This is a genomic window from Subtercola boreus, from assembly GCF_003399635.1.
GTDB lineage: Bacteria > Actinomycetota > Actinomycetes > Actinomycetales > Microbacteriaceae > Subtercola > Subtercola boreus_B.
Genome location: NZ_NBXB01000037.1, coordinates 59,395 through 66,552, shown reverse-complemented (window position 1 = coordinate 66,552; position 7,158 = coordinate 59,395). Strand labels below are relative to the sequence as shown.

The 7,158-nt window shown below is 62.4% G+C and carries 7 protein-coding genes; 4 read left to right on the top strand and 3 right to left on the bottom strand.

All coding sequences use genetic code 11. The annotated features are described in order from the left end of the window. Positions 1-616: 616 nt before the first annotated feature. The 3 genes from B7R22_RS14390 to B7R22_RS14380 form a co-directional block, all read right to left on the bottom strand. A complete protein-coding gene (locus B7R22_RS14390) occupies positions 617-961 on the bottom strand; it encodes a hypothetical protein (protein ID WP_147305398.1) in 345 nt (114 codons plus the stop codon). Between the two features lie 26 nt (positions 962-987). Beyond that, a complete protein-coding gene (locus tag B7R22_RS18855; protein ID WP_147305397.1) occupies positions 988-1,665 on the bottom strand; it encodes a hypothetical protein in 678 nt (225 codons plus the stop codon). A gap of 74 nt (positions 1,666-1,739) precedes the next feature. Beyond that, complete coding sequence (locus tag B7R22_RS14380; protein ID WP_116412395.1) at positions 1,740-2,105, bottom strand: PadR family transcriptional regulator; 366 nt, start codon at positions 2,103-2,105, stop codon at positions 1,740-1,742. A 305-nt stretch (positions 2,106-2,410) separates the two neighbouring features. Here B7R22_RS14380 and B7R22_RS14375 point away from each other — a divergent pair, with 305 nt between their 5' ends. From B7R22_RS14375 to B7R22_RS14360, 4 genes are all read left to right on the top strand, one after another. Then, entirely contained in the window at positions 2,411-3,934 is a 1,524-nt protein-coding gene (locus B7R22_RS14375) for a sugar ABC transporter ATP-binding protein (RefSeq protein ID WP_116412394.1), read from the top strand. Beyond that, positions 3,931-4,941: an ABC transporter permease gene (locus tag B7R22_RS14370; protein ID WP_116412393.1), complete on the top strand. Its 1,011-nt coding sequence runs from the start codon at positions 3,931-3,933 to the stop codon at positions 4,939-4,941. Before B7R22_RS14375 ends, B7R22_RS14370 begins: the two co-directional genes overlap by 4 nt. A gap of 66 nt (positions 4,942-5,007) precedes the next feature. Then, entirely contained in the window at positions 5,008-6,033 is a 1,026-nt protein-coding gene (locus B7R22_RS14365; protein WP_216363473.1) for a sugar ABC transporter substrate-binding protein, read from the top strand. Positions 6,034-6,111: 78 nt separating this feature from the next. Further along, complete coding sequence (locus B7R22_RS14360; protein ID WP_216363472.1) at positions 6,112-7,158, top strand: zinc-dependent alcohol dehydrogenase; 1,047 nt, start codon at positions 6,112-6,114, stop codon at positions 7,156-7,158.

The following is a 7,158-nucleotide window of genomic DNA, read 5'->3' as shown; positions in this document are numbered from 1 at the left end:
AGCCATCGTGTGGTGTCCTTTGCGTGAGAGTTTTAGTCGGTTCTCACTGACCATCACACGGTGGCTTCTCACGTCGACGATGCAACGCTCAAGAACCCGAAACCCCACCACTCACAGGGACGTCACCCAGTCATCCAAATTGATCACCTTCCATAGTGGCTAGGTGGCCCTGTTTTCAATCGGCAGAAACGGCATCACATTCGGTCGGCGTCAACAAAGAAATCCTTCGAACGCAAAAACATCCTTGTTGCTCCGTCGCCGACCATCATTGATTCTGTGATTCAGCGTACTTCCGGAATGGCCTCCGAGCAGTTGGCTTCGAGAATTCTTGCGAGAAAGGCGCGCTGCAGCCACGAATACCATGCAGCCTCTTTCCAACGTGGCCACGCTGATAGCAGTAGCCGGCGGCGAAACCGAGCGTGAATCGTTCCGGGACCCTCTGCGGGACGGATCCGACAGCCTCGGGTCGGACGTCTACCAGAATCCCTCACAGGGGCCTTTGGGCAAGGTTTGGAGCGCGATCCAACGACTGGTCTTTTTAGTGGCGTTTGATGGTTTGGGCGGGAGAGGCGGACGTGGCCAAGGCACCCTCCGGCCGGCACGGGCTGGCCGTTCACTATCCCCGGTGAGCGGCTCTGATCCTCCGCTGCAGGGGGTTGATCGTTGACACCTCCGGCGAGAACGAGCTGATACTGATCTGTTGAGATCTCGTCGACCCATCTCGCTGTCGGGTCCATACCGGGAGCGGGCATATACCCCACACTTCGGCTACGGGAAGGTCGGTGATCCCGTAGAGGCGCTGATCGGAGACGTGGAATTCTTCCCGCATCTGGTCGTAGTCCTGCGTGCCTCGGTAGGTGAGCCCGAACAGGGTGAAGCATTCGGTCGTCAGAAGGTCAACGGCTTGGGTGATCGTGATGATCGCGTCGGCGGGTTGGGCCACACCGATGAGAGGCAGCATTTTCGGTCGCGATGAGGCCACGAGGGTTACCCCGAGGTGTCGGTGCTGGAGTCGAGGTGGGATGTCCGGTGGACCGTTCGCCGTGCGCACAGGGTGCCGATCAGGAAAAAGCACGCGAGCAGCATCTCCGGCAGAAGCATTGTCCCAAGCGCCAGGAGCGGGGGCAGCTCGAGGACCGGCCGCATCACAGTTGCGTACAGCCGCGATGCTTCAGCGCTGACGCTTGGAAGCGCGAGCATCAGGGACCACCCGATCGGGAATGACAGAACGGCCAGCCCAACACCGCCCGCCAGCCGGCTACCGGACCGGCTGAACAGGAACACAGCCGCACACCCCAACACGCCGCAAGCCAGTAGAACAGCGGGCGCGCCGGCAGGGGAGAGGTAAGACACATTCAGCGCAGCGCGCGCGCCGGCCGACAGGGCTACAACGATCATCAGCGCGGAAAGGACATAGACCGCAGTAGCCGCACGTCGCGCGCCAGCTCGCTGACGTATCGGCAGTGCGACGGCTTGCTGACGGTGTTCGCGTCGGAGCTGCTGCCCACGCCAGGACAAGTCAGCACCCATGCCGAGTACCGCTCGTGACCCGATCTCGAATGCAAGTGCCCGGCGTTCGCGCGGTGTGGTCCCGGCGCTTGTGCTGTGCTCCCAGAGGTCTGATGCAAGCTCGTCGCGACGGGCGTTCGCGACGTTGGCGGGCAACCCGCGTGTGTAGAACGAAGCCCACCGCAGCACCCACACCGTCGCACGCCGATCCGCACCCGACCTCGCCGCGCTCATGAAAGCACCGGTCCCAGACTGATGCCGCGAACCGGCCTCACGGGCCGAACCGTTGCCCGTTCGGCCTGCGCGACTTCCGCTCCGTGACCTGTGACTTCGTAGAGACGCCGGCGGGGCCTGTTCTCGGCCTCCGCCGCTGCGGGGTGCTCCCACACGGCCTCAAGCAGGCCAGCCTCGGCCATTCGGCCAAGAGCTTTGTACAGCGTTCCGTGCGCGGTCAGACCTTTCGACGAGTCGGACGCGCGGAGCGCCCGCGCGAGAGAAAAACCGTAGACAGGTTCATTTCGGCTCTGCAGGTGAAGGCCCGCTTCGAGGATGTCGTACTCCAGAGGGAGCACCGTTCCAACTTTACGTCGAGGCATGAACCAAAGAATAGGAAGATACCTTCTTCAAGTCAATGGTGATGGCGGGTTTGTGCCTACCTGCGACATTGTGGGCCGAGCCCTCTTCACCACCTGGCCCGTCAGTAGATGGAGTGTCCTCGGCGACTACGGCGCAACATTCCCGCTCCCCCCGGCCACCATAAACGGCTCATCAAAGGTAGCACAACTACAATTTTGTGGTGCTTTCGTATGAAACGCTCCAAAGAACTATGAATCTGCTCCAAATTAGGTAGTATCACTACACACGTCATCGACGATGTGCGTGCAAAGGAGCCCACCCGACAATGTCTGATCAGTCCTCGACAAAGACCGTCGCATTCGACGTCGTCGGTGTGTCGAAAAAGTATCCGGGAGTCACTGCTCTCGACGATGTTTCCCTCACTGGGTATGCAGGCGAGGTTCTGGCGATCTGCGGTGCGAATGGTGCCGGCAAGTCGACGCTCGCTCGCTTGTTGGCCGGCCAGGAGCAGCCCACCGACGGTTCGATCCATATCCCGGGGTGGGACAAGCCCGTTTCAGGCCCGGCTGACGCAGCAGACGCGGGCATCCTGCTCATGCATCAGGAGCCGATGATCATCGACGACTTTTCTGTCGCCGAGAACGTCTGGCTCCGGGGGCTGAGTTCAGCGGGAAAGGTGAGACCGTGGGGCCTGGTTCCTCGCAATCGCACGAAGGCCACGCGCGAAGTGCTGGCAAAAGTCGGGCTGCAGGATGTCTCTCCCGACCGCCTCGGGCGTGAGCTCGGACCCGGGCTTCGGCAGATGCTCGCGCTCAGCCGCACGCAGGTCAACGAGCACTCGGTGCTACTGCTTGACGAGACCACGGCCTCCACCACTGAGGAGCACTTCAAAGACGTGCTTGCGTTGGTCGAGAAGGAACGCTCCGCCGGAGTCTCTGTCGTCTTCGTCTCGCACCGCATGCCCGAAGTCTTCTCCATGGCGGACCGTATCGCTGTGCTGAGAAACGGCAGACTCGTCGACGTAGTCGCCACCCGCGACACGACCCCGGCTGAGGTCATGACTCTCATGATCGGCCAGGCTGTCAGCGCCATCGAAGCGCCGACCACCGTCAGCGCGGGCGGTGCGCCTGCACTGACAGTTAATGCATTGACCTCAGGGTCGGCGACCGACATCTCGTTCTCCGTGCAGCCCGGGGAGGTTCTGGGCATCTATGGACTTGTCGGCAGCGGGCGCAGTTCGATCCTCCGTTCCATCTCAGGCAACCAGTCGCGCGACTCTGGAACGGTGACCGTATCAGGAAGGGTGGTTCGCGCGAAGAGCCCAGGTGACGCCGCTGCACAGGGCATCGCCTACCTCACTGAAGACCGGCGCCGAGAGGGCTTCGTCAAAGACTTCACCAACGGCGAGAACATGACGCTGGCGACCCTGAAGCACTTCTCGACATTCGGCATCATCAACCGGCGCAAGGAGAACGCACGCATCTCCGAACTGATCTCCGAGTATCAGGTCAAGGGCGGGCCGACAACGTACACGCGCACCCTGTCGGGCGGTAACCAGCAAAAGGTGGTCATCGCCAAGTGGCTGGAGGCCCGCCCTGACGTCGTGCTTCTCGACGAGCCCACGAAGGGCATCGACGTAGGCGCCCGTATGAACATCTACCAGATCGTTCGTAGCCTCGCCGATGACGGCAAGGCGGTCGTTGTCGTGACGAGCGAAGCCGAAGAGGCGCTCATGCTCTGTAACCGCATTCTCGTTCTCAAGGAAGGCCGATTCGTCGGCGAATTCACACCCGCAACCAGCACGACCGACGACCTCATCAGGGCGTCGCTCGCAGGAGAAACCGCATGACTACGACATCGACCGCATCTGACATCAAACCCGACGCTCGCGCCGGCTTCGACGGGCGCCGCCTTGGAGGATGGGCGAAGGAGCAATATCCCCTCTACATCCTCATTCTTCTGCTGATCATCGCTGGCTTCTCGACCAGCGCCTTCTTCACAACGCAGAACCTCACGAACCTGGTTCTTCAGGCTTCGGTGATCGGGATCGTGACCCTGGCTCAGTTCATCGTCGTTCTCACCGGCGGCATCGACATCAGTGTCGGGTCAGTGGTCGGTCTCGCGGGAGTGCTCGCGGCAGGGTTGTTCTCGGGCACGAGTGTTCCCCTCGCCATTCTCGTCGCCGTGCTGACCGGCGCTGCCATCGGCGCGATCAACGGGTGGCTGGTGGCGTTCCGGGGCTTGGAGGCGTTCATCGTCACACTCGGGATGCTCGCGCTGGCGCGCGGCTTGGTCTACGCCTACACAGAAGGCATCCCCGTCTCGCCCGACGCCACCGACTTCCGAGCCATCGCCTCCTCCACCGTGCTGGGCTTCCCGCTCATTGGCATCCTGTGGCTCCTGCTCGCCGTCGTCATCGCGTTCCTCGTGCGCCGCACCGTCTTCGGTCGGCGTGTCTACGCCTCGGGAAGCAACAAAGAGGCGGCACGGGCGGCGGGCATACCGGTTCGGTCGACCATCTTCCTGGTCTACGTCATCGCGGGAGTGCTCTCCGGGTTCGCAGGCTTTCTTCTTGCCTCGCGGGTTGGAGTCGGCACACCAACGGCGGGTACCGGGTACGAGCTGAACGCGATCGCGGCGGTCGTCATCGGCGGCACCAGTCTCGTCGGCGGCAAGGGCCGGGTCTTCGGCGCCGTCGTCGGCACGCTCATCTTCGCCGTGATCAGCAATCTCCTGGTTCTGCTGAACGTCTCCACCTACCTGCAGGACGCCTTCCGCGGCGCCCTCATCCTCGTCGCCGTGCTCCTCACGACGATCCAGTTCTCGAAGAGAAAGAAGGCCAAACAGCTCACCTGATGCACCACCAGCTTCCCCTCAGTCACACGCAGCACACATTCCTGACACATATTCGAGAGGTCAATGATGACAAAAAAGACACGGTTTCTCGGGGCCGTCGCGGCAGCGGCAGTCCTTCTCACCCTTGCTGGTTGCGGCACCGTCGGTGGTAGCACCGCGGGTAGCACCGCCGGCGGCACAAACGCCGGTTCCACCAAGGAGGTCAAAGACCTGACAATCGGGTTCCTCCAGCGCCAGCTCGACGCGCCGTACTACTCGGCCATGCAGGCGATGGCCGAAGACCTGGCGAAGAAGGATGGCTTCAAGCTGCTCTTCCAGAACGCCAGCGGTGACCCCGTCACACAGCTCGATCAGGCCCAGACCATGATGGCGCAGGGCGCAGACGTCATCGTGGTCAACGCGATCAGCCCAGACACGGAGAAAGACCAACTCACCCAGATCGCCAGCCAAGTTCCGCTGCTCTTCATCGACACCGGCATCCCGGGTGTCGGCGTGACCAGCGTCTCCTCTGACAACGCAGCCGTGGGCGCGCTCTCGGGCGAGCTGGCCGCCAAACGTTTCACCACCGGCCAGACCATCAAGGTCGGCGTACTGAACGGTGGACCCAACGATGTCATCGTCGGACCCGCTCGCCAGCAGGGCTTTCTCGACGGTCTGACCAAAGCTGGTATGAAGTTCGATGTGGTCGCTTCGACGGAGGCAGACTACGCGCAGGACAAAGCTGTTCCCGCGACGGAATCCATGCTTGCCGCGAACCCCGACCTGAACCTGATCCTGGGGCTGAACGACTCGATGGCACTCGGTGCACTGACGGTACTCGCCGACCAGAAGAACACCACCACGCTGGTCGCTGCCTCTGCCGACGGGCAGAAGCAGGCGCTCGAGCAGATCTTGAAGGGCTGCGACTCGCAGTACGTCTCAACTGGCCTGAACTCCCCGTCGCTAGCCACTGAACGCGCCTTCCAGATCGCTGAGCAGTTGGGCACGGGCGAGAAAGCTGCCAGCGACTTCAAGCCGAACGAGTACACGAAGGCTGCGGGCATCGACTGCAGCAACGTGTCTGACTACTACGACGCGAACAGCGTCTTCTAGAGCGGCGCATCCGGATCGGCCAGCGGAGCTTTGAGTTCCGGTGGCCGATCCATTTCTTTATGACGAGAGGAACAGTTTATGGATACCCACCTGCGCAGACGCGTGAAGGTCTCAGCGCCCGGCGTCGTCGAAGTCATCGAAGAAGCCGTACCTGAATTGCGTTCCGATGAGGCGCTGGTCTCGCTCCGCGTCGCGGGTGTCTGCGGATCGGACATCCACGGGATGCACGGCTCGCACCCCACGATGAAGCCCCCGTATTTCCCAGGGCACGAGGTCGTCGGTGTCATCGAGGCGCTCGGTGCGGAGGCGACCGGGTTCAGCGTCGGCCAGCTTGTGACCCCGGAACCGACGCTGCCCTGTGGGTACTGCAAGATGTGCAGCACCGGGCGTTCCAACATCTGCGAGAACCTCGAGTTCTTCGGCTGCGGATTCCGTGAGGGCGGAATGGCCGATCTGTTCACAGTTCGGGCGAGTCGCCTGCACATCATTCCCGAGGGTTTCGACCTACGGATGGCCTTTCTCATCGAACCGCTTTCGACGCCGTTGCATGCCATTCGGCTTGCTGGCGACATTCGGGACAAGGCCGTCGTGATCATCGGGTGCGGGACAATCGGACTTCTCATGCTGGCGGCAGCGAAAGCTCACGGGGCCCGGCGCATAGTCATGACCGACGTGCTCGGGTCGAAACGGGAAGGGGCCCTACGGCTCGGAGCCGACGCGGTTGTCGACTCAGGCGACGCTGACGTGGCGGATGCGGTGCGAGCTCAGCTGGGCGAGACCGCTGATGTGGTCTTCGACTGTGTCTCGATCCAGCCCACCGTCATCTCGGCCATCGAGATGGTTCAACGCGGCGGCATCGTCGTCACGGTCGGCGTACCTTCCCGGCCCGTGCAGATCCCACTGTTTGTGCTGCAGGACAGGCAGGTGCGGTTGCAGGGATCGGCGACTTATGTACGCGAGGACTACGTGAGGGCCATCGAGATCATCGCGGCGGGCGGTGTCGATGCCGCCCATATGATCACGTCGACCTACCCCCTGGAGGAGGCCGCGGAGGCGTTCGCTGCGGCCGCCGGCGGCGATCAGATCAAGGTGCTGATCGTTCAGGACGGTGTCGAACTCGGTTAG

Bases quoted from the DNA above. Each gene is read 5' to 3' on its own strand.
- B7R22_RS14365 (WP_216363473.1), top strand. From the start codon at position 5,008: ATGACAAAAAAGACACGGTTTCTCGGGGCCGTCGCGGCAGCGGCAGTC.
- B7R22_RS14380 (WP_116412395.1), bottom strand. From the start codon at position 2,105: ATGCCTCGACGTAAAGTTGGAACGGTGCTCCCTCTGGAGTACGACATC.
- B7R22_RS14370 (WP_116412393.1), top strand. From the start codon at position 3,931: ATGACTACGACATCGACCGCATCTGACATCAAACCCGACGCTCGCGCC.
- B7R22_RS14390 (WP_147305398.1), bottom strand. From the start codon at position 961: ATGCTGCCTCTCATCGGTGTGGCCCAACCCGCCGACGCGATCATCACG.
- B7R22_RS14375 (WP_116412394.1), top strand. From the start codon at position 2,411: ATGTCTGATCAGTCCTCGACAAAGACCGTCGCATTCGACGTCGTCGGT.
- B7R22_RS14360 (WP_216363472.1), top strand. From the start codon at position 6,112: ATGGATACCCACCTGCGCAGACGCGTGAAGGTCTCAGCGCCCGGCGTC.